Origin of the sequence: Bacillus sp. FJAT-27231 (assembly GCF_001183975.1) — a bacterium.
GTDB classification, from domain to species: domain Bacteria; phylum Bacillota; class Bacilli; order Bacillales; family Domibacillaceae; genus Pseudobacillus; species Pseudobacillus wudalianchiensis.
In genome coordinates, this window is the sequence record NZ_LFZU01000001.1 from 3,051,720 (window position 1) to 3,076,628 (window position 24,909).

The 24,909-nt window shown below is 41.8% G+C and carries 26 protein-coding genes and 2 other annotated features; of the genes, 2 read left to right on the forward strand and 24 right to left on the reverse strand.

Annotated elements, in window-relative coordinates; genetic code table 11:
* Positions 1 to 19: 19 nt before the first annotated feature.
* Positions 20 to 1,840, reverse strand: a complete 1,821-nt coding sequence (locus tag AC623_RS14635) for an assimilatory sulfite reductase (NADPH) flavoprotein subunit (protein ID WP_049663668.1) — start codon at positions 1,838 to 1,840, stop codon at positions 20 to 22.
* Positions 1,841 to 2,212: 372 nt separating this feature from the next.
* On the opposite strand from AC623_RS14635, the gene AC623_RS14640 reads away from it, so the two are divergent.
* Positions 2,213 to 2,650 (forward strand): YueI family protein, encoded by a 438-nt coding sequence (locus AC623_RS14640; protein WP_049663670.1) that lies wholly within the window; start codon positions 2,213 to 2,215, stop codon positions 2,648 to 2,650.
* 260 nt (positions 2,651 to 2,910) lie between these two features.
* On the opposite strand, the gene AC623_RS21555 is transcribed toward AC623_RS14640, so the two are convergent.
* The 4 genes from AC623_RS21555 to AC623_RS14655 all read right to left on the reverse strand — a co-directional run bounded on the left by AC623_RS21555 (position 2,911) and on the right by AC623_RS14655 (position 5,294).
* Positions 2,911 to 3,063, reverse strand: a complete 153-nt coding sequence (locus AC623_RS21555; protein ID WP_156187053.1) for a hypothetical protein — start codon at positions 3,061 to 3,063, stop codon at positions 2,911 to 2,913.
* 316 nt (positions 3,064 to 3,379) lie between these two features.
* Positions 3,380 to 4,465 carry a M42 family metallopeptidase gene (locus AC623_RS14645; protein ID WP_049663671.1) on the reverse strand — a complete coding sequence of 362 codons (1,086 nt, stop codon included), beginning with the start codon at positions 4,463 to 4,465 and terminating at the stop codon, positions 3,380 to 3,382.
* A 77-nt stretch (positions 4,466 to 4,542) separates the two neighbouring features.
* Positions 4,543 to 5,031 (reverse strand): dUTP diphosphatase, encoded by a 489-nt coding sequence (locus AC623_RS14650; protein ID WP_049663673.1) that lies wholly within the window; start codon positions 5,029 to 5,031, stop codon positions 4,543 to 4,545.
* A gap of 14 nt (positions 5,032 to 5,045) precedes the next feature.
* Positions 5,046 to 5,294 (reverse strand): DUF1294 domain-containing protein, encoded by a 249-nt coding sequence (locus AC623_RS14655; RefSeq protein WP_049663675.1) that lies wholly within the window; start codon positions 5,292 to 5,294, stop codon positions 5,046 to 5,048.
* 154 nt (positions 5,295 to 5,448) lie between these two features.
* Between AC623_RS14655 and AC623_RS14660 the strand changes: the two genes are divergently transcribed.
* On the forward strand, positions 5,449 to 5,658 hold the full coding sequence (locus tag AC623_RS14660) for a hypothetical protein (protein ID WP_049663676.1): 210 nt from the start codon (positions 5,449 to 5,451) through the stop codon (positions 5,656 to 5,658).
* Between the two features lie 81 nt (positions 5,659 to 5,739).
* Here the strand turns inward: AC623_RS14660 and rplT are convergent, their stop codons facing one another.
* The 19 genes from rplT to icd all read right to left on the reverse strand — a co-directional run bounded on the left by rplT (position 5,740) and on the right by icd (position 24,828).
* Positions 5,740 to 6,099 (reverse strand): 50S ribosomal protein L20, encoded by a 360-nt coding sequence (rplT, locus tag AC623_RS14665; RefSeq protein ID WP_049663679.1) that lies wholly within the window; start codon positions 6,097 to 6,099, stop codon positions 5,740 to 5,742.
* A 32-nt stretch (positions 6,100 to 6,131) separates the two neighbouring features.
* Complete coding sequence (rpmI, locus tag AC623_RS14670) at positions 6,132 to 6,332, reverse strand: 50S ribosomal protein L35 (RefSeq protein ID WP_041097707.1); 201 nt, start codon at positions 6,330 to 6,332, stop codon at positions 6,132 to 6,134.
* Between the two features lie 23 nt (positions 6,333 to 6,355).
* Positions 6,356 to 6,874 carry a translation initiation factor IF-3 gene (gene infC / locus AC623_RS14675; RefSeq protein WP_176713617.1) on the reverse strand — a complete coding sequence of 173 codons (519 nt, stop codon included), beginning with the start codon at positions 6,872 to 6,874 and terminating at the stop codon, positions 6,356 to 6,358.
* A gap of 77 nt (positions 6,875 to 6,951) precedes the next feature.
* Positions 6,952 to 7,081, reverse strand: a sequence feature (ribosomal protein L20 leader region).
* A 121-nt stretch (positions 7,082 to 7,202) separates the two neighbouring features.
* On the reverse strand, positions 7,203 to 9,143 hold the full coding sequence (thrS, locus tag AC623_RS14680) for a threonine--tRNA ligase (RefSeq protein ID WP_049663682.1): 1,941 nt from the start codon (positions 9,141 to 9,143) through the stop codon (positions 7,203 to 7,205).
* Between the two features lie 51 nt (positions 9,144 to 9,194).
* Positions 9,195 to 9,422 (reverse strand) — a binding site (T-box leader).
* A 63-nt stretch (positions 9,423 to 9,485) separates the two neighbouring features.
* Positions 9,486 to 10,418 (reverse strand): primosomal protein DnaI, encoded by a 933-nt coding sequence (gene dnaI, locus AC623_RS14685; RefSeq protein ID WP_049663686.1) that lies wholly within the window; start codon positions 10,416 to 10,418, stop codon positions 9,486 to 9,488.
* Positions 10,418 to 11,806 carry a replication initiation and membrane attachment family protein gene (locus tag AC623_RS14690; protein ID WP_049666672.1) on the reverse strand — a complete coding sequence of 463 codons (1,389 nt, stop codon included), beginning with the start codon at positions 11,804 to 11,806 and terminating at the stop codon, positions 10,418 to 10,420. The genes dnaI and AC623_RS14690 overlap by 1 nt, the downstream gene beginning before the upstream one ends.
* A gap of 85 nt (positions 11,807 to 11,891) precedes the next feature.
* Positions 11,892 to 12,350: a transcriptional regulator NrdR gene (gene nrdR, locus AC623_RS14695; RefSeq protein ID WP_049663688.1), complete on the reverse strand. Its 459-nt coding sequence runs from the start codon at positions 12,348 to 12,350 to the stop codon at positions 11,892 to 11,894.
* Between the two features lie 117 nt (positions 12,351 to 12,467).
* The gene (gene speD / locus AC623_RS14700) at positions 12,468 to 12,845 is read right to left on the reverse strand and encodes an adenosylmethionine decarboxylase (protein ID WP_041097721.1); all 378 of its coding nucleotides are present in this window, start codon (positions 12,843 to 12,845) and stop codon (positions 12,468 to 12,470) included.
* Between the two features lie 283 nt (positions 12,846 to 13,128).
* The gene (locus AC623_RS14705) at positions 13,129 to 14,157 is read right to left on the reverse strand and encodes a glyceraldehyde-3-phosphate dehydrogenase (RefSeq protein ID WP_049663691.1); all 1,029 of its coding nucleotides are present in this window, start codon (positions 14,155 to 14,157) and stop codon (positions 13,129 to 13,131) included.
* 231 nt (positions 14,158 to 14,388) lie between these two features.
* Entirely contained in the window at positions 14,389 to 14,703 is a 315-nt protein-coding gene (locus AC623_RS14710) for a hypothetical protein (protein ID WP_049663692.1), read from the reverse strand.
* Positions 14,696 to 14,905, reverse strand: a complete 210-nt coding sequence (locus AC623_RS14715; RefSeq protein WP_049663694.1) for a helix-turn-helix transcriptional regulator — start codon at positions 14,903 to 14,905, stop codon at positions 14,696 to 14,698. The genes AC623_RS14710 and AC623_RS14715 overlap by 8 nt, the downstream gene beginning before the upstream one ends.
* A gap of 137 nt (positions 14,906 to 15,042) precedes the next feature.
* Entirely contained in the window at positions 15,043 to 15,645 is a 603-nt protein-coding gene (gene coaE, locus AC623_RS14720; protein WP_049663696.1) for a dephospho-CoA kinase, read from the reverse strand.
* Between the two features lie 19 nt (positions 15,646 to 15,664).
* Positions 15,665 to 16,297 carry a sporulation membrane protein YtaF gene (gene ytaF, locus AC623_RS14725; protein WP_049663697.1) on the reverse strand — a complete coding sequence of 211 codons (633 nt, stop codon included), beginning with the start codon at positions 16,295 to 16,297 and terminating at the stop codon, positions 15,665 to 15,667.
* Positions 16,298 to 16,363: 66 nt separating this feature from the next.
* On the reverse strand, positions 16,364 to 17,200 hold the full coding sequence (mutM, locus tag AC623_RS14730; RefSeq protein WP_049663699.1) for a DNA-formamidopyrimidine glycosylase: 837 nt from the start codon (positions 17,198 to 17,200) through the stop codon (positions 16,364 to 16,366).
* Between the two features lie 32 nt (positions 17,201 to 17,232).
* Complete coding sequence (gene polA, locus AC623_RS14735) at positions 17,233 to 19,860, reverse strand: DNA polymerase I (protein ID WP_197090978.1); 2,628 nt, start codon at positions 19,858 to 19,860, stop codon at positions 17,233 to 17,235.
* A complete protein-coding gene (gene pnpS / locus AC623_RS14740) occupies positions 19,835 to 21,634 on the reverse strand; it encodes a two-component system histidine kinase PnpS (protein ID WP_049663702.1) in 1,800 nt (599 codons plus the stop codon). The genes polA and pnpS overlap by 26 nt, the downstream gene beginning before the upstream one ends.
* Positions 21,631 to 22,344, reverse strand: a complete 714-nt coding sequence (locus tag AC623_RS14745) for a response regulator transcription factor (RefSeq protein WP_049663703.1) — start codon at positions 22,342 to 22,344, stop codon at positions 21,631 to 21,633. Before AC623_RS14745 ends, pnpS begins: the two co-directional genes overlap by 4 nt.
* Before the next feature lie 162 nt (positions 22,345 to 22,506).
* Positions 22,507 to 23,448, reverse strand: a complete 942-nt coding sequence (gene mdh, locus AC623_RS14750; RefSeq protein WP_049663705.1) for a malate dehydrogenase — start codon at positions 23,446 to 23,448, stop codon at positions 22,507 to 22,509.
* A gap of 90 nt (positions 23,449 to 23,538) precedes the next feature.
* Entirely contained in the window at positions 23,539 to 24,828 is a 1,290-nt protein-coding gene (icd, locus tag AC623_RS14755; protein WP_269429939.1) for an NADP-dependent isocitrate dehydrogenase, read from the reverse strand.
* Positions 24,829 to 24,909 lie beyond the last annotated feature (81 nt).

Consider the following 24,909-nt stretch of genomic DNA (forward strand, 5'->3'; position numbering starts at 1 on the left):
AGCTCCTTTCACTCAAGGCTTAATATACATCGCGCTGATATCTCTTTTGCTGCTGCATACCAGCAAGATAAGCCTCTGCCTGCTCCCGGCTTACGCCGCCTTCTTGTTCAATAATGCGAATCAGTGTTTCATGAACGTCATGCGCCATATTTTTTTCATCGCCGCAAATATACACCACGGCTCCTTCTTCAAGCCATTGGTAAAGATCTTGGCTATTTTCAAGCATTCGATGCTGAACATAGACTTTTTCTTCTGTATCCCTTGAAAAAGCAACATCCATTCTTGTTAGCACATCTTTTTTAAGCCATTGCTGCCACTCTGTTTGATAAAGAAAATCTGTCACAAAATGCTGATCACCGAAGAACAGCCATGTTTTCCCCTGAGCAGCCAATTCTTCCCGCTCTTGAAGAAATGCTCTGAACGGTGCTGCTCCTGTGCCAGGCCCAATCATAATAATAGGTGTATCAGGATTAGCTGGAAGCTTAAAGTTTTGGTTGCGTTGAATATAAACCGGCAAATAATCCCCTGGCTGAAGCCGCTCAGCACATTGGATGGAGCACACGCCTTTTCTGCTGCGTCCATGAGCATCATATCTTACTGTTCCAATCGTAAGATGCACTTCATCCGGGTTCGCTCTCAAGCTGCTGGAAATCGAGTAAAGACGAGCTGGCATTTTACGTAAAATGGAAACGAATGTGCTGGCTGGCACTTCCGCAAAATGAAAGTCTTGAACTAAATCAAGGAGGTCACGACCTTCAATGTAGGCACGTAATTCTTCCTCTTTTCCCGGTGATACTAGTTGGTGCAGCTGCTCATCGGAAGTGAGCTCTGTCGCTTTTTGAAGAAGCGGTTTCGTTAAGACTGTCACTTCATAATAAGAGATGAGCGACTCACGCAGTGAACGTGTTTCCCCTTGCTTGTTCACCGTGATTGTCTCATCAGGGTTCCAGTTCATTTTTTGGATGATAAGATCGACCAGCTCTGGCTCATTTTCCGGATAAATTCCTAGACTGTCTCCCGGTTCAAATTCCAGATTCGATCCCTCAAGAGATAGTTCAAGGTGTCTCGTCTCTTTGTTTGATCCTCGGCCATTTAAATTGATACTTTCAAGAACCTCTGCCTTAAAAGGGTTTGTTCGTGAGTAAACAGACTGCTCCGCCGCTGCTCCTGCTCCAACGGGCACTAACGGAGAAAAAGCTTCCTCAGCCTTTGCTTCACTTAAGCTATTTAAGACGCCTTCCAACCACTCAGCAGCCGGTTCGTCATAATCTAAGTCACAGTCAAAGCGCGGATAAAGACGCTGGGCGCCTAACTCTTCTAACCGCTTGTCGAAGTCTTTTCCGGTTTTACAGAAAAATTCATATGAGCTGTCTCCTAAAGAAAGAACAGAGAAGCGCAAATCCTTCAATTGCGGTGCCCGTCTGCCATGAAGAAACTCATAAAAAGAAAGGGCATTGTCTGGTGGATCTCCTTCTCCATGAGTACTTACCAAGATCAGAAGATTTTGAACCTTTTTAATGCTATTTGCTTTAAATTCATTCATCGGAGCAAGGGTGACTTGAAAGCCGCGCTCTTGTAATGTTGCTTTCACCTTCTCGGCAAGCCCCTGCGCGTTACCTGTTTGAGAACCAAAAAGAACAGTCACTTCTTTGGACACGGTCGGACCAGTTTGTTGAGAGCCAAGTTCGCTCCCTGCCACTTGCGGAAGGATAGTACCAGCTGATCCGGCAAGATACCCGCTCAACCACATTTTTTGTGGTTCTGTCAGCGTTGACAAAAGACGATTAAGGAGCTCTGATTGCTCCTGACTAAAAGGACTGTTCATTACTTGAAGTTGCAATGATATCCACCTCACAAAGGAATATAGATGATCAATCATTCACCCTTGAAGAATAAATGATTGTGTTCGCCACAATCAGTAAGATCATAAAGGAAAATAACTAAGAAAACGATGTCTCCCCTATTATTGACGCGGCTATGTACTAACGAGAAAAATCCACATCAGTGTCTGAATGATTAATTTTTATAATATATTCATTATTCCTATATGTCAAGTAGGTTTTATGCCCGCTTATTGTAATTATCCTACTCCTTTCTTCTTTTAAAAGGGGTTCTTGAACTAAATAATCCAAATGATTTTCCAAATTCACGAGAAAAGCATATTCTGTGATTAATCAAAATTATTCTTTATCAAAATGTGAGGAGCTCCATAATGTCTAAAAAGAATGTAGACGATATTTTGCAGGAAGGGATTTATGGCAAAAAGGAAATCAATCCTGAAGAACGGCGAAAGTTTCTTGGTACTTTAAGAGAAAGAATTGTAGCTGCACTGCTCATGGGTCAAGTGAGAGAAAAAGAGGTTTACCCGGAATTAATCAACCTTATGAAGGAACATCCTAACGCCAAATTGTATTTAAATGGAACACTGAATATGAGCTATTTAAAAAAATACATCACGGCCGCTGAAAAACACGAACTTCCGTACACGGTGGTTATAAACAAAAACGCTGACACCCACATCGGGCTCGTTTTGGCTTATGATTATGCGATCGATAAGGAAGACATTTTCCTTTCCAGACCGCAGCAAAAGCAACAAGCTAAAAAGAAAAGCAAATGGCCTTCTCTCTTCAAGTGGCTAAAGCGAAAATAAGATGAATGGATATGTTTTTTCCGAAAATAGAAAAGAGCTGTCATGAGATTCTTTCCATGACAGCTCCACCTTTGTATGTGAGAAAAATTAGCTGCTTTTTCAACTTTCTTTCGCGTTGATCAAGCGCCTTCCGCTTCGACGCACACGATGTGCTAGTGAGGGCGTTGCGACACGATGTCGCGCCTTTAGCCGTCGTTCCTTTTTTGTCCAGCTGCTGGTGCTTAGCGGCTAGTGGACTTCCTGCTCCTCTTTGCGATAAGTCAACATCGAATCACTCTCGCTCTTCGTGTTTCCTTTATCTCATGCGGAGCCGTCCAGTCCATACGCCGCTGATCAAGCACCCTCCGCTTTTCTTTTTGTCCAGCTGCTGGCTCTAGGGCGTACGGCGGTTTCGAAATTTTTATTGGAGTCAAAGAACGACTCCTATAGAAATTCCTCCAACCTCCTATCGCCCTGAACGAGCGCCTTCCGCTTTTCCTACTGTCCAGCTGCGCCTCCTTGCCCCTCGAGGTCATAAGCCGATCTGGCTGTGTGGCTGAAGAACGCCACTTCGCCATTTCGTCTTATGCTTGTCGGGGCAGAGCAGTCGGCTCCGCTTTTCTTACTGTCCAGCTACAGCGGCCAGCCCGTACGGCGGTTTCGGTCTCTCGGTCGGAGTCTGAAGAACGACTCCTTGTCGAGCCCTCCAACCTCCTATCGGGCTGATCAGGCCGCTTTCGCTTTTCTTTATTAATCAAATTTGATTTTGTTTACTGTGTCTTGGTCTAGTCGCAGGATGACTTCTCCGATGAGTTTGACGGCGTTTTCGTAATCGTCACGGTGAAGCATTGCGGCGTGTGAGTGAATATATCTTGTGGCAATCGTGATGGATAGACTTGGTACGCCGCCTGATGTTACGTGGATGGCACCAGAGTCTGTACCGCCGCCTGCCATAGCATCAAATTGGTAAGGGATGTTTAATTCGTCAGCCACATCGGTTACAAAATCGCGTAATCCTTTATGTGAAACCATAGAGGCATCATATAGGATAATTTGAGGGCCATCGCCCATTTTGCTCATCGCTTCTTTGCTGGAAACACCTGGTGTGTCGCCGGCGATTCCCACATCTACACCGAACGCGATATCTGGCTGGATCGCCTGGGCTGATGTCTTTGCCCCGCGCAGTCCCACTTCTTCTTGTACTGTTCCAACACCGTATACAGTATTTTTATGCTGTTTGTTCTTAATATACTTCATGACGTCAATGGCGATCGCACAGCCAATACGGTTGTCCCACGCTTTTGCAAGCAGCATTTTTTCATTGTTCATGACTGTAAATTCGAAGTAAGGTACGACCATATCGCCTGGACGCACGCCCCACTCTTGCGCTTCTTCTTTGCTCGATGCCCCAATATCGATAAACATATCTTTAATCTCTACTGGCTTTTTGCGCGCTTCAGGAGATAAAATATGCGGCGGCTTGGAACCGATCACTCCTGTGATATCCCCTTTTCTCGTTACAATGGTTACGCGCTGTGCAAGCATTACTTGGCTCCACCAGCCGCCTACTGTTTGAAAACGGAGGAATCCTTTGTCATCAATTTGTGTAATCATGAAGCCGACTTCATCTAAATGGCCGGCAACCATAATTTTCGGCCCATTTTCAGCTCCTGACTTTTTAGCAATTAAACTTCCCAGGTTATCTGTTGTTACTTCATCTGCAAACGGCTCTATGTATTTTTTCATAACGGCCCGTGCTTCACGCTCATTGCCGGCAATTCCTTTAGCATCCGTTAAATCCTTCAGCATCATCAATGTTTCGTCCATTTTAGCCATACACCATTCCTCCTGTTAAAAAATATGGATCCGTTTTCATTATACGTATTTCTCTTATATTATACAAAAATTTCCGCTTAATACCCTTGCTGCTGTCTTTCATAGTTGACTTCATTCTTTGCCACATAGGCTCCTTCTACTTCTTCTGCTGAGAACCCTAGCAAGCGGCCAAGTGTAAAATAGTTTTGAAGCAACTGTTGATATGTATCCGCTGACTTCTCCCGTTTGAATACATGAACTGCTTCATATACATGAAGAAACTGCTCTGTCACTGAACCTGCTGCCTCTGCTTCGGCTATAACTGCTTCTTGTTCTAAAGAGCATGTTAATCCAAGTGATAAAATAAAGTGAACACCATCTACGAATTCCTCTAAAATAAACTTGCGCTCACTTGGCTGTTTTAAACTCCAAAATTTAAAACAGCGTGTTTCATTCGCCAGTTCTCCAATCTCTACGAGCAAAGCCAGCACTTTTTTGTCAAACAAGTCAGCTTCTTGCAAGCCATGTTCTGTTTCAATGTATTCGTCGAGTGCCCGCTGCATGCGGAACAGCTTTAATAAATTCATCTTTTTTCCTCCATTCATGAAAAATAAACTAGTAGACCAAGATCAATTAACGCTAGGACAGGCATGCCATACTTAAACGATAGATGCTTTGTTTTATGGCGGTAGGTCTGCATAGCTATCCAGCTGCCAACTGCCCCTCCAATAAGAGCCAGCAGCCAAAGCGTTCTCTCACGCGTTCGCCATTTTCCCTGCTTTGCTTTTCGCTTGTCATTTCCCATTACCATATAACTGATTAGATTTATCAAAATAAAATAAATAAGCATGCACTCACTCCTCCATGTTAGTTTAGCAAAAAAATGGACTCATGGTGATGATGAATCGAGCGTAAAGATGGATTTTCATGTTCTTAATAATTGCATAACAATACAGGCTTGGGAGAACAATACAAAGAAGAATAACGGAAGCAGGTGAACATCCATGCCTCGAGAAAGAGCAAACATCCAAACGAACAATGGCGACCCACATTTTGATGGAAGATACGAAGGAATTATTAATGATCCTGAGGGTACGGCACAAATCGGCGTTCGGGTTGACGGCAAGCAGACAGAAAGCCCTTATGAGGTGACAAAACTAAAAGAAGATCCAGAAATGGACCGGTTCAAACGCTTTTTTGACGGTAAAAAATAAAATTAGCTTATAAACTATCTTCTTATTCATGCCTATAAAAAACAGGCCCGCTAAAAAGCGGACCTGTTTTTGAAAAACTTCTTATTTATTTAACTGAGCTTTAGCAGCGTCAGCTAATTGGTTGAACGCTTGTAAATCGCTAACAGCTAAGTCAGCAAGCATTTTACGGTTTACTTCGATACCTGCAAGCTTTAAACCGTGCATTAAGCGGCTGTAAGAAAGGCCGTTCATGCGAGCAGCTGCATTGATACGAGTAATCCAAAGCTTACGGAAGTCGCGTTTCTTCTGGCGACGGTCACGATAAGCATATTGTAAAGATTTCATAACCTGTTGGTTAGCTACTTTATATAAACGGTGTTTAGCACCGAAAAAACCTTTTGCTAATTTAAGAACTTTTTTACGACGTCTGCGAGTTACTGTTCCGCCTTTTACGCGTGGCATAATATTTCCCTCCTAAAATATAAGTGCTGGTCTTACTTAAGATTGTCTAGCATATGGCGAATGCGTTTGAAATCGCCTTTAGATACAAGAGTTCCTTTGCGGAGCTTACGCTTTTGCTTTGTAGATTTGTTGGCAAATAAATGGCTAGTGTAACCATGAGAACGTTTTAATTTACCAGAACCTGTTTTTTTGAAACGTTTCGCTGAGCCGCGGTGAGTTTTCATTTTTGGCATTTTCGTCTTCCTCCTCAAACTGATTACTTTTCGTTTTTAGGTGCTAATACTAAGAACATACTGCGGCCGTCCATTTTTGGCTTTGTTTCCACAGTAGATACTTCTTTACATGCTTCAGCAAAACGATCAAGTACGCGTTGGCCGATCTCTTTGTGAGTAATCGCGCGCCCTTTGAAACGAATGGAAGCTTTAACTTTGTCGCCTTTTTCCAAGAACTTAATCGCATTACGTAATTTTGTATTAAAATCGTGTTCCTCGATTGTCGGGCTAAGGCGGACTTCTTTCAAGTTAATAATTTTTTGATTTTTACGTGCTTCCTTATCCTTCTTCTGCTGCTCAAACTTAAATTTGCCATAGTCCATAATACGGGCAACTGGCGGTTTTGCATTTGGCGCAACAAGCACGAGGTCAAGGTTCACGCGTCCGGCAATCTCAAGAGCTTCGTTCTTTGATTTAACACCAAGCTGCTCTCCATTTTGGTCGATTAAACGGACTTCACGGGAGCGGATCCCTTCGTTTACAAACATATCTTTGCTAATAATGAGCCACCTCCAAGGTTTTTTAGAATAAACGATGCTATTCCGGAACACACATTGACACCCAGCGATTCTCGGTTTTTATGCAATAAAAAATGCGGGCATGAGTGCATACCCGCATAAAACGACATAAGTGTCATTTATCATTACATTCAAACCTGCCAACTGCTGATGCGTCAATCAGGTGAGAAGCGGGTGCTTCTTCTTGTTTATGTGTATTCAGTTCACCTTAGTATTATATCATAACGAGCATTATTCGTCAACTCATCGAAAGCAATTCAACAAAAACAATTCTAACAAAGTTTGTTTCATTAAGCAACACCTTTTTGAAATGTTATGCTTTTTTTGCTTCTTTTTTTATCATATCAATAAAATCGCTGAACGCCACTGTTTCCGATTTTTGCTCACCGTATTTACGAACATTGACGGAATTTGTTTCAATTTCTTTATCACCGACTACGAGCATGTACGGAATTTTTTGCATTTGCGCTTCACGGATTTTATAGCCGATCTTCTCATCGCGGCTGTCAAGCTCTACGCGAAGGCCTGCTGCACGCAATTTTTCCTGTACCTCTTTTGCATAGTCGAGATGAACATCAACAGAAACTGGAATAACTTGTACTTGGACCGGCGCCAGCCAAGTTGGGAAGGCTCCTTTGTATTCTTCAATTAAGAAAGCAACGAAGCGCTCCATCGTTGAAACAACACCACGGTGAATAACAACTGGACGATGTTGCTTGCCGTCCTCACCGATGTATGTTAAATCAAATCTCTCTGGGAGCAAGAAGTCAAGCTGAACAGTAGACAATGTTTCCTCTTTGCCTAGAGCCGTTTTTACTTGCACGTCAAGCTTCGGCCCATAAAACGCTGCTTCCCCTTCTGCCTCGAAGTAGTCAAGCCCCATTTCATCCATTGCTTCTTTCAGCATGCTTTGTGCCTTATTCCACATTTCATCATCATCGTAATATTTTTCAGTATCTGCCGGATCACGATAAGACAGACGGAATGAGTAATCATGCAGCTCGAAATCTTTATACACTTCTAAAATTAAATGAACTACTCGCTTAAATTCGTCTTTAATTTGATCTGGACGAACGAAAACGTGCGCATCATTCAATGTCATGCCGCGTACACGCTGCAGGCCGGAAAGGGCTCCTGACATTTCATAGCGGTGCATCGTGCCAAGCTCCGCAATTCGGATTGGCAGTTCACGATAAGAATGAATACCGTTTTTATAAATCATCATGTGATGCGGGCAGTTCATCGGGCGTAACACAAGCTGTTCGTTATCCATATCCATAATTGGGAACATATTTTCTTGATAATGATCCCAGTGACCACTCGTTTTATAAAGCTCTACATTCGCCATTACAGGCGTATACACATGGTGATAGCCTAAACTTTCTTCTTTATCGACGATATAGCGCTCGATAATACGGCGTATCGTTGCGCCTTTTGGCAGCCACATCGGCAGCCCCTGACCAACTTTTTGTGAGCTCATAAAAAGATCCAGCTCTTTGCCGATTTTACGATGGTCACGCTCTTTTGCTTCCTCAAGCATCTTCAAATGGTGCTCTAAATCTTCTTTTTTGAAGAAAGCTGTACCGTAAATGCGCTGCAGCATTTTATTGTCGCTGTTTCCACGCCAGTAAGCTCCCGCAATGCTCAACAATTTAAATTCTTTAATTTTATTTGTAGATGGAACGTGTACACCGCGGCATAAATCAAAGAATTCACCTTGTTCGTAAATGGTCACTGTTTCATCTTCCGGAATGGCATCGATTAACTCTATCTTATACTCGTCGCCAATTTCCTCATACAGTTTTTTAGCTTCATTACGGCTCACTTCTTTACGAACAACCTCTAAATTTTCGCCGATAATTTTTTTCATCTCTTTTTCAATTTTCGGCAGATCCTCTGGTGTGATGGATTCATCAAGGTCAATATCGTAATAGAATCCACCTTCAATGACAGGTCCGACACCAAGTTTCACTTTATCTTCCCCATACAGGCGCTTAATCGCTTGAGCCATTAAATGAGCTGTACTGTGACGAAGAATTTCCAAAGCGTCTTCATGATCTGGTGTGACAATTTCCAGGCTGCCGCTTTCTTCGATCGGTGTGCGCAAATCAAGCAGCTTGCCGTCTACCTTTCCAGCAAGTGCTTTTTTCTTTAAGCCCGGGCTGATTGATTGGGCAATTTCTTCTGTTGTTGTTCCTTTTGGAAACTCCTTGACTGATCCATCAGGAAACGTAATATTCAGCATTTCAGACATTTTCAACACTCCTTATTTTTTGACAAAATAAAAAACCCCGCCCTTCAAAAATGAAGGGACGAGGTTTATATCGCGATTCCACCCTACTTTTCAACAAAAAAACGTTGAAATCTCCAGATCAGATAACGGCTGCTGCCGGCGGTCCATTACTAACAGTGCTGTGTTCACGGCCGAAGTTCAAAGGTGGTAAGCATAGTCCTCGTGTTAGGAAAGTTTCAGCCTTGCTTTCCCTCTCTGGAAACCGTAAGAAAATACTCATGTCCTTATCAAAACTTGTCTCATTATTTACATGTATGACCGTATTATAGTCCTTGATTATCTAAAAATCAATAGACTTGCTTTTTATTTTCGACGATTGGTCCCTTTCATTTCCACAGGATTAGTCAAAGATTTAATTCTCTCCATGACCCGCTTAGCCTTCATCTCTTCCCTCTCCCCACGCTGGGAATGAGCTAAATGATGCTCGAGCTCCTTATAGCTGAAATTCGATGTGAAAAACGTCGGCAATCCCTCAAGCATACGGAACTGCAGAATCGTGCCAAGAATCTCATCGCGCATCCAGCTCGACATTGCTTCGGCACCGATATCATCAATCATTAGTACAGATGCTTTTTTAACGAGCTCAAGCTTCTCATTTATGGATTGATCATTAAGCGACTGCTTCATTTCTCGAACAAATTCTGGAAAATAGATGATTAAGGAGGAAACGTCTTTGTCCGCTAATTCATTCGCAATCGCACCTAGTAAATAAGATTTCCCAACGCCAAATAATCCGTGAATAAACAACCCTTTCATTTCACTGCCTTCAACATAGTCTTTCGTAAACTGCCGAGCCAGATTAATGGCTGGTATTCTCCCAAGGTCATTAAAATCGAGATCGGAAAAACGAGCATTCAAAATGTCTTTCGGTACATATAGACTTTTGATCAGCTTCTCATTCTTTCTCTGTTCATCATCACGAATTTTACGTGGACAGCGATGGTAGTCAATATCAATGCCGCCGCGGCGCCAAACAAGCTTTGGCTCAAAACCTTTCATCACATTAACGCATTCCTGAAGGCTTGGGCACTTTTCACAGGAGAAACTTTGCGTTTTATATTCGTATAGCTTCATTAAATGTTTATCCAGCACATCAGGAGTAATGTCGTCTTGATGCTCCCGCAAAAAAGCATAAACAGCCGGATCATTTAAAATCTCCCGACGCGTCTGTTCATATCTAGATTTAAAGTCCGGGGACTGCTTTAATTTATTCAGCGTCTCACCTATTCGCTTCATTACGATTTGTCACCTTCTTTCTCGGCCGTTTGATTTTTAATTTCTTCTACTAAAGCCTCCCTCATGGCTTTTAACTTTTCTTCATCATCAGGCGGAAGAGAGGTTGCCTTTTCCTCTTCATTAAACCAATAAGGCAGCTTTTCTGTACGAGTTACCCTTTGCTTTGGCTGTTGCTTGTTTTTTGCCCATTCAGCATACTGACGATGTTCATTTTTAGCAAGCTCCATCGCATCCTTTACCGTTTTTACTTTTTTACGGGCCCAGTGGGAAGCGATTTTTTCTATATAGCTTTTCGTCAGCTTCATATCAGTTTTCAGCATAACATATTGAATCAGAACATTAACAACACCAGCTGGCAGCTTATACTGAAAGAGTACGCCTTCAATCACTTGCATATCGGCACTTGATGGAAGACTGCCGGAAATATCAATCAACAACTGCCGCGGTGAAACCGTTTCTAAATAATAGATCAATTCTTCTTCTTTCGTTGATGGTTCACTTTGAACAGTACGCAGGGCCTCTGGCTGAGATAGATAAATGAGCTCAGGCAGCTGTTCATTCCGTTCAAGCTGATACCAATCACGGGCTGATTTACGTAATACCTCGATATCAATTTCATCCTTTTCATCGACGGCTGTAAGCAATAGGTTCTTCATTTCTAGTGGTTCAATTCCATAAAGATGGGCCAGTTTGACAATGGTCTCTTTCACGAGCGGTGTCAGTGCTGATTTAGCTACAACCACTCCTTGAAGAGAGCTTTCCAATAAGCTGAAATCAAATTGATCCACCTTCAAAGAAACCCCTTTTCTATCCGGCTTAGCCATAAACAGCTTGCCTTCCGAAAGAAGACTATCTTCCATCACATCACGGTCAAGCGGCGGCAGTCCGGCAGAAAAAACCTCCTGGAAATCTTTTGTAATTTCTAGATGATCATCCGTACACGTAATATCGTCTGAAAAAAACTCTTTCACTCTCAAAAAATGGGAACGGCCGATTTTTCGGTAAAGAAATACATTCAGCATCCCATCGTTAAAAAACTGTTCTGGTGTAAGCGGCGGCTGCAGTTCATATACGAACTCACGCAGATCGCCAGTCTTTCTAACGAATGTTTTTAATAATCCAAGCGCTTCTAATTTGAGTCGGGATTCATAAATCTCTTGAAGGTTTTGATCAAGAAAATTCATTAAATAATAGTGATTAGCTGTCTGCGAACGTAATCGATTTTCTTCTACTTCCGCCCAAAGTGTCATATATAAGCTAAAGCAATTCGTTCCGAGGAGTGGTTGATACAAGAACGTTAAAATACGCCGGTCCGTTTCATGAAGCATACCATTCAAGCAAACTATGTATTCATCCACCGGCTGAATTTCGTTCCAATGTCTTTTCATGTTCATCATCTAACCTTTCAATGTTGAAACTTCTTGTGCTGACCGATGAAAAAAAGCTAGAGAACGGGTCGTTGCCTCCAGCCTGTTATTTTTCTTTTTTAATTAATTCCTTTAATTCATCTAAAAACACATTAATATCCTTGAATTGGCGATAGACAGAAGCAAATCGCACATAGGCTACTTCATCAATGTCTGCCAGCCGGTCCATGACCATTTCTCCAACTTTTTCTGATTGAATTTCTGAAAATCCACAATTCCTAATTTCTTTTTCGACGTCCATCGTTAGTTTTTCAAGCTGCTCAAGTGAAACCGGACGCTTTTCACATGCTTTTATTAAACCGCGCAAAAGCTTGTCACGATTAAATTCTTCTCTCGTGCCTTCCTTCTTCACAACGATCAACGGCAAATCTTCCACTTTTTCGAAAGTCGTAAATCGATAAGCACAAGATTCACACTCCCGGCGCCTGCGGATCGAGCGTGCTTCATCTACCGGTCTTGAATCGATTACGCGAGTGCCATTATGCTGGCAGGCCGGACATTTCATTCTACCAACTCCGATTCTAAATTGATTACTCTCATCATATTAAAAAGAAACAAAATGCACAAGGCACTATCACGTAAATAAATGAAAGAGGTGTATGCGCGAGCATACACCTCTTTGTTATAACACACTTGCTTCTTGCTTCATTTGTACAGGGCCCATTCCCCGAGGCATTTCCATTTTTTCCTGCGTCTGTGCCTCCAGCGCCTCTGCAATGTAATTAGCAGCAATGTTAGGATCAAGGTCTCCGCAAGTATATACATCAATGCTCGCGTAGCCATGTTCTGGAAAGCTGTGAATCGTTAAATGCGACTCAGAAATAATGACGACACCACTTACTCCTTGAGGAGCAAATTTGTGAAACGCCACTTCCCGGATTTCAGCACCTGATTTTAATGCAGCATCCACAAAGATTTGTTCAATTGTTTCCATATCATTCAATTTTTCAAGATTGCAGCCCCAAAGTTCTGCAATTACGTGACGACCCATAGTATCCATGATCGCTTCCCCCTTTTACAATTTTTAGAGATTCGTTGTAAAAGTATAACCACCACGGGGGAAAGTTAGTCCGAAGAGGTCCTAACCCTTTAAGCGGTTATTTATTTCACGAAGATTAGTATACTGTGAACAGTTTAATTTTGCAACATCTTGTCAAACATTTTTCTAAAGGATTTTTTAGAAAATTCTATATACAAATAAAGGAAGCAGATAAAGCCCGCAGATCGTTATCTGCGGGCTTTATTTACTTTTAGAGGATATAGGCCAATCCTCTATTTGCAGATTATGCGTTTACTTCAACTTTTTTTTTCATATTTTCAGCAACATAGTTTACAAGGTCAACGACGCGGCAAGAATAACCCCACTCGTTGTCATACCAAGCAAGAACCTTCACCTTTGTTCCTTCCATTACGATCGTCGATAAACCATCGATGATAGAAGAATGAGGATTTGTATTGAAATCAACCGATACTAATGGTTCTGTTGTGAATTCGATGATTCCCTTTAATGGGCCTTCAGAAGCTCTGATGAAGGCATCGTTCACTTCATCTACCGTTACTTCACGCTTTAAGTCTACTACAAGGTCAACTAGAGAAACGTTAGAAGTTGGCACGCGCAAAGCCATACCGTGAATTTTTCCTTTTAATTCCGGAAGAACAAGGGATAAAGCCTTAGCCGCACCTGTAGATGTTGGGATAATGGATTGAGCACATGCACGAGCACGACGCAAATCTTTATGCGGGTTATCAATGTTGTTTTGGTCGTTTGTATAAGCATGAACTGTTGTCATTAGACCATTTTCAATGCCAAATGTGTCATTCAGCACTTTTGCTACCGGAGCCAGGCAGTTTGTTGTGCAAGATGCATTAGAAATAACCTCATGCTTTTCAATATCTAAGTCGTCCTGGTTAACACCCATTACGATTGTTACATCTTCGTTTTTACCTGGAGCAGTAAGTACGACTTTCTTTGCGCCAGCTTCTAAATGAAGAGCTGCTTTTTCACGGGCATTGAATTTGCCTGTTGCTTCGATTACAATATCAATGCCAAGTTCTTTCCATGGAAGCTCACGTGGATCACGGTTATTCACTAACTGAACACGCTTGCCATTTACGATTAGAGCATTTTCTTCTACTTGAACATCTCCATCGAACTTGCCATGATTTGTGTCATACTTAATCAAATGAGCAAGCGTTTCTGCAGGATAACTTGCATTCACCGCAACAATCTCAAATGTATCCTCTAAAATTGCTTTACGGAAGACCATTCTCCCGATACGTCCAAACCCATTAATCGCTACTTTCGCCTTCATACACTGGCTCCTCCTATATAAATAAATGTTATACTTAATTGTTTTTTTATCTGCAATTAGTATAACATATTTACCTCCAAGTGGAAGCCTAAAAACCGCAAAATGATAAATTTAACTATTCAGAAAATAATGCACAAATCAGCTGCTTAGCTAATGAAGGCTGAATGAATCATCATCTCTTTAATCGAGCTATTTCGATTGCATTCCCATTCGTTTCATTCCCGATCAGCTTTAGTTTTGACCGCTGAAATAAATGCTAGTAATGATAAGAGAAATGTTGTGCGCAACCCAGATACCGGTCATAAGAAAAAATGAGAAAGAGATACCGTCATACACAATAATGAATGCCCAAGCAACGAGTAGAATGATAGAGGTTACATTCCAGGCAGCTGCTTTCGAACGAGTCGTAACGTATTGCTGGCGTTCATCAAATAATCGTTTTTTCTCGCCGATACGACGGTTAATGAAATAAATAATAATGGTAATAATCACGCCAAGCAGTAAACCTGACAATCCTATTAAGTTATTTGCTGCTATTTCACTCAATATTCTCATCTCCTTCAAAAATAAATAAATCTTCAATATGACAATTAAACAATTGGGCAAGCTTATGGGCTAAAACGAGAGAAGGGTTATATTTGCCTTTTTCAAGCGAAATAATAGTTTGTCTTGATACATTTAACTTTTTTGATAGTTCTTCCTGCGTGATGTCTCTCTCTGTGCGTTTTTCCCGAATCTTATTTTTCATTCTTCCTCCCCTTCTCATTAGTAAAGTAAACTTTACGTAAAGTTTACTTTACTTTCATTCTAGTTGTCAAGCTAGCTTGACAACTAGAATGCTTTATTCATTTTATCCGTAAAAAAACCCGTTCACTGTGGAACGGGTCAAGGCGTCAGCTGCCAGTCTTCAATTATTTTCAGAAGCTGTTTTTTCGTTTGTTCAATCGTACCATTATTGTTAATCACCGCATCTGCCTTTTCTGCTTTTTCTGCAAGCGGCATTTGAGACGCAATGCGGGCTTTAGCTGCTTGTTCGCTTAGATTATTGCGGGCCATCAGCCTGTCCAGCTGCGTTGCTTCATCGGTATACACAACGATCACCTTATCTACCATCCATGTTAGTCCACTTTCATATAAAAGTGGAATATCCATGATAATTGTTTCCTTCCCCACTTCAATAGCGGCCTCTTTTTCAGCCATCATGAACTGGCGAACAGCTGGATGCACAATACTGTTTAATTTCTTTCTCTGCTTCTCATTATTGAAGATCATGTCACCCAAACGGCTTCTATCGAGTGAACCGTCGGGCAAAATAACGCTGACTCCAAATACTTCTGCAATCTGGGAAAGCGTCTGGCTGCCCGGCTCTACTACTGCCCGGGCAGCCACGTCCGCATCTACAATTACATATCCTCGTTCTTTTAATAAGCGGCTAACCGTGCTCTTTCCGCTTGCAATGCCTCCTGTTAGTCCAATGATTGCTGCCATTACTTTCCCCTCCAAACCTTTAAATCTTTAACGTGCCTAAAATAATGAGTAAAATGCCAGGAAAAAAGGAAAGTCGCTGTACCCATTGGATGCTCGCAAATTTTCGACCGCAAGCAAGACCGCCTGTCACAAACAACAAATTCATAATAGCGACGGCCGCTGCAAGCCCAATAGCTGAATAGCCGAGCATGGCAGCCCCTATTCCTGCCCCAAACGCATCTAATGACAGCGCGAAACCGAGTAGCAATGCCTCTAAACTGGTAATGGTGCCGGATTGATCCAGATCAGCAGCTGTCGGCCTTTTAAAAATATGAATGACCACCCCGAGCCGTTTCAATTCTAAATGAATAAGCTGTTTTTCTTCAAGATGCTCGTGCTTTTGCTCTTCCCGAAAAAATTGCCAAAGCACCCAAGCCCCGAGTGCAATTAGAATAATTCCGCCGATCCGTCCTGCTGCTGCCTCGCTAAACCAGCGGCTTATCCAATGGCCGGTCCCCATAGCAACGAGAAGTGCTGATGCCGAACAAAGCGATAAAATGATGGAAGACTTCACTGGCAATTTTAACTTTTTTAACCCATAAGCAAGACCTGCACTAAAACTATCTAAACTGACTGCCGCTGCCAACATAAACAACGAAAGATACCCATCCATCCAACAGCTCCTCCCCTGTCAAAACGTTACTGTAGTATATGGAAGGACAGATGGGAAGGTTCAGTCTTATCTAGGCGAAAGCGGCTGGCAGTTGGGACAAATATGGGTTCCTCTTCCGGCTGTTCTTATTTTTATGATCAATTCACCACAATGTTTACAAGGTTCTCCTTTGCGGCCATAGACGAAATGAGTCTCCTGAAAGGTGCCGGCTTGCCCTTGGCTGTTGACATACGAACGAACCGTGCTTCCTCCTTTATCAACCGCTTCTTTCAAGGTAGAGATAATTTCTTTATGCAGAATCTTGATCTCTTCTTCGCTGAGAGAATTAGCTTTCCTTTCAGGATGAATTCCTGCACGGAACAATGCCTCATCTACATAAATATTGCCGAGCCCGACAAACACTTTTTGATCAAGCAGCACAGCTTTAATATTTCTTTCTGTTTTCTTTAGCTTACTCTTTACATATTCAAGAGAAAAGTCCTCTGAAAATGGTTCAGGACCGAGCTGTGATAATGGTAGAGAATCGTGCTCTTTTCCCCGCTCAAATAAATGCATCGTCCCAAATTTACGCACATCACGGTAACGCAGCTGTGAACCATCTGTGAAGGTGAATAAAATATGGGTATGCGGCTCCTCTTCTTCTCCATCTTCATGCAGCCGGTATTTACCTTCCATTCGCAAATGCGACACGAGTGAATAATGATCGAGCGCAAAAATTAAAAATTTCCCTCTGCGCAATACATCGTGAATCGTTTCACCGACTAATGCATCAGCAAATTGCTCCGCCTGTTCAGGTTTTTTGATAATGTTAGACCATCGGATTTCCACTTGTTGAATCGTCTTGCCGACGACCAGCTGTTTGAGGGTACGCCGGACAGTTTCTACTTCAGGCATTTCAGGCAAGCTGCTCTCTCTCCTCTCTATTCTGTCTTTTATTATTTAGCATCGTACCATGTCGGCCCGTATGCATAATCTACTTTCAGTGGGACTTTTAATTGAATGGCCTGTTCCATTACTTCTGGAACAAGCTGCTTCATCGTTTCAATTTCTTCTTTTGGCACTTCAAAAATCAATTCATCATGCACTTGCAGTAACAGCTTAGATTGAAGCTTTTCCTTTTCTAGCCTTTCAGCCACATCAATCATAGCTTTTTTAATAATATCAGCGGCACTTCCCTGAATGGGTGTATTCATAGCTGTTCGCTCTCCGAAACCGCGCAAGTTAAAGTTACGGCTGGTGATTTCCGGAATATAGCGACGACGTTGCATCAAGGTAGTGACAAAGCCTTTCTCCTTTGCCTCCCGGATGATAGAATCCATATACTCTTTTACGCCTGGATACGTATGCAAATAGCGATCAATGAAAGTGCCTGCTTCTTTTCTCGTAATGCCAAGGCTTTGGGACAATCCATAATCGCTAATGCCATAGACGATACCGAAATTCACAGCCTTTGCCTGCCGGCGCATGTTACTGTCCACTTCATCCTGTGAGACATGGAACACATCTGCAGCAGTAGCCGTATGTATATCAAGATCATGTAAAAAAGCATCAATCAACTTCTCATCATTCGCGATATGAGCCAGTACACGCAATTCAATTTGCGAATAGTCAGCTGCGAAAATAACAGAATCGGGTTCTGATGGAATAAAAGCTTGACGAATTTTTCTTCCTTCCTCTAATCGAATCGGGATATTCTGCAAGTTAGGCTCTGTCGAACTTAACCGGCCTGTTTGTGTCAATGCCTGATTAAAGCGCGTGTGGATTTTGTGAGTATCCGCATCAACTACTTTAAGCAAGCCTTCAATATAAGTAGACTGCAGCTTGCCAAGCTGACGGTAATGTAAAATATGCTCGACAATTTCATGGGAGGGCGCCAGTTTTTCTAGAACCTCCGCTGACGTGGAGTAGCCTGTTTTTGTCTTTTTGATAGGCGGCAGCCCCAATTTTTCAAACAAGATCGTACCGAGCTGTTTCGGTGAGTTAATGTTAAACTCTGTGCCCGCAAGAGAGTAAATCGTCTGCTCAATGTCTGCCAGCTTGCTTTTTAGCTCCTCGCCCATTTCTTTCAGACGGTCTACATCAACTTGAACCCCTTCAGATTCCATATCAGCAAGAATAAAGGCAAGAGGCAGTTCAAGCTCATAAAGCAATTCAAGCTGCTGATTTTCCTCCAGTTCCTTCAGGCAAACTGATTTTAGCTCTTCAATGGCCGCTGCTTTGGAAGCAATATGCTCAGCATAAGTAGATTCTTCAGGAAGTCCGCGTTTAGCGCCTTTCCCATATACAGTTTCATCCGATTGAATAGATGAAATCCCATGCAGCTTCCCTACAGCCGCAAAATCTTCCGGCGACTCAGACGGGTTCAGTAAATAAGAAGCCAGCCAAACATCAAAGTCTATTCCTCTCAGCTCAATTCCATGCCGCCTTAACCCGATAATGGTCCGTTTCGCATCATAAACTGATTTTTTCCTCGTCTCATCCTCCGCCCAAGCTTTAAAGGCAGCTGATTGTAGTGCCGCTTCGGCAGGAATAAAGCACGTGCCCTTTTCTCCGCTTACTCCGAAGCCGACAACATCAGTACGATGGTAGTTTTCAGTGATCATTTCTAAATAAAAGGCCATTTCTCCGCTGAACAAGTCTTCTGTCACTTCAGAAACGAGCTCATAGCTCATTGTTTCATGAACAGGGGCTTCTTCTGCTGGTCGATCAAGCTTTTCAAGCAATGAATTAAACTCCAGTTCTTTAAACAGCTCATATACTCTTTCATTGTTGGATTCCTGATATTGCAAATCACTTAAGGAAAAATTAATAGGCACCTCTCGTAAAATGGTAGCGAGCTCTTTGCTCATAACAGCCATCTGCTCATGCTCACGCAATTTTTCCTGCAGCTTTTTACCACTTACTTCATCAATGGAGGAGAGCAGCTTTTCTACAGAACCAAATTGCTTTAACAACTTGATCGCTGTTTTCTCGCCCACTCCTGGAACACCTGGAATGTTATCAGAAGAATCCCCCATTAATCCTTTCATATCGACGATCTGTTCTGGCGTTAATCCATATTTTTCTTCTACATGAGCTGGAGTATATTCTTCAATATCGGTAATTCCTTTTCTTGTAATACAGACCGTTGTGGCATCCGAGGCAAGTTGCGTCAAATCTTTATCACCGGAATAGATTTTTATCTCATATCCATCTTTTTCTGCTTCAAGCGACAGCGTACCGATAATATCATCTGCCTCATAATTTTCTAATTCATATTGGGCGATCCCATATGCTTTTAATAATTCTCGAATATAAGGAAATTGCTCAGATAGCTCAGGTGGCGTTTTTTGTCGGCCGCCTTTATACTCATCGAATGTCTTATGTCTGAACGTTGTTTTTCCGGCATCAAAAGCGACGAGAAGATGAGTTGGCTGTTCCTCTTTTAATACCTTTAACAGCATCATCGCAAAGCCATATACAGCGTTGGTATGAACACCTTTATTATTATTCAGCAAAGGCAATGCAAAAAACGCTCGGTAGGCAATGCTGTTGCCGTCAATTAATACGATTTTTTTCTTCAAAGCGACCTTCCTCCTCATTCTGCTTTTTTAACGAAACGGTAAATGTTGTCCCTTCATTGGCTTTACTCTTAACAAAAATCTCGCCATCATGCGCTTCGATAATATGCTTAACAATCGCTAAACCGAGTCCAGTACCTCCTGAATTACGGCTTCTCGCTTTATCTACCCGGTAGAAACGCTCAAAAATCCGCGGCAGCTCTTCTGGATTCATCCCAATACCATTGTCTTCTACCTCGACAATTACCCGGTCATCCTCTTCAAATGCTCGAACTTCTATATGGCCGCCTTCTTGTGTATACAAAATGGCATTTGTCATTAAATTAAAGAACACTTGCTTTAATCGACCGCTATCTCCCTCAATCCATAAATTCTTTTCTAATTGAAGGGATAAATCAATCTGCTTCTCTTCAAACCGTTTTTGTAAAGATGGCAGCATATCCGTAATGAGTGCATCTACCGATAGCTGTGTGATATTTAAGGAAATTCCTTTTTGCTCAATCTTGGACAATTCTAATAAATCCATTACAAGCGATTGCATTCGTTTACTTTCTTTTAAAATAATAGTAAGAAACATCTTTAACGCTTCTTTATCTTCTAGCGCACCATCTAGTAAAGTTTCGGTAAAGCCTTTAATAGAAGTAATTGGCGTTTTCAATTCATGGGAAACGTTCGCCACAAAATCTTTACGCATTTGTTCAAGCTTTTTCAAACTTGTAATGTCATGGAATACAATTAGTACCCCTTTCCACTCGGCATTCGTCCCAATAATAGGTGCACCTGATACCTCAAAATGTTTCCTTTCGATGCCAAGCGGCAATAACAGCTGTCTGCGTACATTTTGTTCGGTCATGAAAACTTCTTCAACGATGTCAATAACTCGTTCATGAGGAATCGCCTCATGATACCTTTTCCTTATTAACTGCTTCTTTTCTAAATGAAAGTGACGTTTAAATGACTTATTGACCATCGTGATAAAACCGCGGTCGTCAATCAAAAGCAACCCGCTTTCCATATTTTCGATTAAAGTTGAAAGTCGGTTTTGATGCATTTCCTGCGCCTGCATCATCTCTTGTAAATTACGGGCAAGAATATTAATCGACGTATTCAGCATGCCAACTTCATCAGGTGGAATTTCATGCGTTCTCGCCCGATAATTCCCTTTTGCTAGCTCTATCGCTACCTTCGTTGCGGATTCGATTGGTTTCGTATAACGATTTGTAATTTTTGTACTAAACAATGTAAGCAAAACGAGAGAGGCTCCGAGTGAGAAAAGCAAAATTAGCCAAATTTGCCGGTAAATATTGTCTAGATCCTTGACCTTTGTATTTAATACAATCATTCCGTCCTTTTGGCCGTCTTTATTTTTTATCGTCCGCCAATGATAGTGTTCACCGAATTTATTAAAAAGAGATTCTCGATAGGCAGTAGAAGCCCCCATCCCAGCCAGCCTTTTAACAATTTCCTGATGATCAGAAATAGTCGAGTCATCAAAAGCACCACTATCAAAAACCAATTTTCCCGAAGCATCAGCAAGAGAGATTCGAACCTGCAGCTGTTTACTCCAGTCTTTTACCATATCCGTATTAAAAGCCTGCAAGCCGCCTTCCCGGTTAATTTGTCCTGCCAATACTTCTGTCTCTTTTTCTAAGCGCTCATTAAAGGTGGATAAATAATAGCCTTTGAACATTTGTCCAAGAATAATGCCGAGAGCAACTAGAACTAGAACCATTAAAGAGAGAAGGGCAAGCATTAGTCGGGTACGAAATTTAATCATGAAGGCTTTGGCTCCTCTAATTTATAACCTAATCCACGAATGGTTTTTATGTACTCTGGCTTTCTTGAATTTTGCTCAATTTTTTCCCGCAAATGACTTATATGTACATCGACAATTCTAGTGTCACCAGCAAAGTCGTATTTCCAAACAGCACTCAATAGCTGGTCGCGTGTTAACACACGGCCTTTATTCTCCATAAGGTAAAGCAACAATTCAAATTCTTTTGGAGTAAGCTCTAATAAATTCCCCTGGAAATACGCTTCATACTTCTCAGGATAAATTTCAATATCTGCCACAACGAGCCCTGTGTCCTCTGTAGGGATTTCTTCTATTTTCGGCACATGCTGCAAGCGGCGCAAAATAGCCTTAACCCGTGCCAGTAATTCTCTCGGGCTAAACGGCTTCGTCATGTAATCATCTGCACCAAGCTCAAGACCGAGTACTTTATCAAATTCTTCATCCTTTGCCGTCAGCATCAAAATCGGCGTTGACACTTTTCGCTGTCGCAGCTCTTTGCACACTTCCATTCCATCCAGCTTGGGAAGCATCCAATCTAAGACAAGCAAATCTGGAGATTCCTCTGTTGCTCTCTTCAGCGCTTCCTCTCCATCAAATGCTGTGATGACTTCATAGCCAGCTTGTTCTAAGTTATATTTAATGAGTGTTACAATGGATGGTTCATCATCTACAACTAAAACTTTTTTATTCATTTTGTCCCCCTTGGAAAGTAATTAGCCATTCCTTATCAATTATACCTTAACCTTTTCGCGTTGAAAAAGGAAGAACCCCAAGGCTTAAGCAATGGGTTTTCCTGACCTCTAGAAAAGGAAAAAGCCCATCAATAGAATTGACAGGCTTTCATATAGAACTACTTATTCAGAGAGAACATCCATAACGTTACGTACAGACTCTATTGATTTTTTCAAAGCAGCTTTCTCATCTTCAGTCAGTTCCAGTTCAATTACTTTTTCGATACCATCTTTACCAAGGATCGTTGGGACGCCCAGATACAGTCCTTCATAACCATACTCACCTTCAAGATAAGCAATAGCTGGAAGGATACGACGCTGATCTTTTAAAATGGCTTCAGCCATTTCAACAAGAGAAGCCGCTGGCGCATAATAAGCCGATCCATTACCTAAAAGGGAAACGATTTCGCCGCCTCCTTTACGTGTACGCTCAACAATGGCGTCTAGCCGATCTTTTGGAATGAGAGTTTCCAATGGGATGCCGCCTGCGTAAGAATAGCGAACAAGCGGAACCATATCATCACCATGACCGCCAAGCACGAAGCCTGTAACATCTTTAACAGACACATTTAATTCTTGAGCAACAAATGTACGAAAACGTGCTGTATCAAGAACACCCGATTGACCAATAACACGATTTTTAGGGAAGCCAGATTCTTTAAATACGGTGTAAGTCATCGCGTCTGCAGGATTTGTTAAGACAATAATGTGACAGTTCGGAGAGCTTTTTACGATTTCAGCTGTAACAGCCTTCATCACTTTTTGATTGGTTTGCACCAAATCATCACGGCTCATTCCTGGTTTGCGGGCAATACCGGCTGTAATGATTACGAGGTCAGAATCTTTCGTCTCTTCATAGCTGGATGTACCGATAATATTTGTATCAAATCCTTGCACCGGACTCGCTTCAAGCATATCGAGCGCTTTACCTTTTGTTGGTCCTTCAGCTTGCGGAATATCAACTAGTACAATGTCTCCGAGTTCTTTTTGTGCGAGTAAAAATGCCGTAGTGGCTCCTGTAAATCCCGCACCGATGACGGAAATCTTTTTGCGTTTTAAAGACATGGAAAGTTCCCCCCTTATAATTAGGTAATAGGTAAAGTGCAGAATATATGTAACACCGTTCTTCTTATAGAAGAACGGTGTTGCTTTGAATTAAAGATTTTTGATTAGTTCGTCAGCAAACTCAGAAGTTTTTACTTCTTTCGCACCGTCCATTAAACGTGCAAAGTCGTAAGTAACTACTTTAGATGCAATTGTTTTTTCAACAGATGCAGTGATGAGTTTAGCTGCTTCATTCCATCCTAAGTGTTCAAGCATTAATACACCTGAAAGTAGAACGGAAGAAGGGTTCACTTTATCAAGCCCTGCATATTTCGGAGCTGTTCCGTGTGTCGCTTCGAAAATAGCATGTCCTGTTTCATAGTTAATGTTTGCCCCTGGTGCAATTCCAATTCCGCCAACTTGAGCAGCAAGCGCATCAGAAATATAGTCACCATTCAAGTTCATTGTAGCAACTACATCGAACTCTTTTGGACGAGTAAGAATTTGTTGAAGGAAAATATCAGCAATTGCATCTTTAATGATGATTTTGCCAGCCGCTTCTGCATCAGCTTGTGCTTTGTTCGCCGCTTCTGTTCCTTGCTCTTCTTTAACTTTATCGTATTGAGCCCAAGTGAATACCTTATCGCCAAATTCTTTCTCGGCTAATTCATAGCCCCAGTTTTTAAAAGCGCCTTCCGTAAATTTCATAATGTTACCTTTATGTACTAAAGTAACAGATTTACGGCCTTCTTTAATAGCGTAATTAATAGCAGCACGTACTAAACGAGTTGTTCCTTCTTTAGAAATTGGCTTAATACCGATACCTGATGTTTCAGGGAAACGGATTTTATTTACACCCATTTCATTTTGCAAGAAGTCGATGATTTTTTTCACTTCATCAGAGCCTTCTTTGTATTCGATACCAGCATAGATATCTTCTGTGTTCTCACGGAAGATCACCATGTCTGTATCTTCGGGACGCTTAATTGGAGAAGGAACTCCATCAAAGTAGCGAACAGGGCGTAAGCAGACGAATAGGTCTAACTCTTGGCGAAGTGCTACGTTCAATGAACGGAAACCGCCACCGATTGGTGTTGTTAAAGGACCTTTGATAGCGATTAAGTATTCGCGAATTTGTTCTAAAGTTTCTTCCGGAAGCCATTCACCAGTTTTGTTAAATGCTTTTTCTCCGGCATATACTTCTTTCCATTCGATTTTTTTCTCGCCGTTATATGCTTTCTCAACAGCTGCATCTAGCACGCGGGAAGCTGCTGCCCAAATATCAGGGCCAATACCGTCCCCTTCAATAAATGGGATTACTGGGTTGTTTGGTACATTTAAAACTCCGTTTGTTACAGTAATTTTTTCGCCTTGTGTCATGAAAAATACCTCCAATTCCATAATCAAAGGTTAGAGGCATGCGCCCTCTAACCTCTCCTTTGTTACTCAATCTTTATTACAACAATTTTTTATGATTTTGTA